The 351-nt window shown below is 50.7% G+C and carries 1 protein-coding gene; it reads left to right on the top strand.

Annotated features, from left to right (window positions below; all coding sequences use genetic code 11):
• The coding region (locus KH400_RS30270) for a hypothetical protein (protein ID WP_217228558.1) at positions 1-351 on the top strand (351 nt) is incomplete at both ends.

The following is a 351-nucleotide window of genomic DNA, read 5'->3' as shown; positions in this document are numbered from 1 at the left end:
AAGAAGGGAAAGGAGGGGAAGAGGAGAAGAAAAGAAGAAGGGAAGAGGAAAGGAAAAGGGGGAAAGGGGGAGGGGAAGGAAGGGGAGAGGGGAGGGGGAAAAGAAGGAAAGAAAAAAAAGGGGGGGGAGAGGAGGGAGAGAGAAAAGGGGAAGGAAAGAGGGAGAGAAGAAGAAAGAGAAGGGAAGAGAAGGGGGAAAGGGGAAGAGAAAGGGAAAGGAGGGAAAGAAGGGAGGGAGGAAGAAAGGAAGAGGGAGGAGAAGGAAGAAGAGGAGAAAGAAAGGGAGGGAAAGGAGGAAGAAGGGGAGAGAAAAGAAAGGGAGGAGAAAGAAGGGAAGGAGGGGAAAGAAAAA

The organism is Desertibacillus haloalkaliphilus (genome assembly GCF_019039105.1).
In the GTDB taxonomy this organism is placed as follows: domain Bacteria; phylum Bacillota; class Bacilli; order Bacillales; family KJ1-10-99; genus Desertibacillus; species Desertibacillus haloalkaliphilus.
Note: the sequence above shows the minus strand (reverse complement) of the source record. Positions and strands in the feature narration are given on the sequence as shown.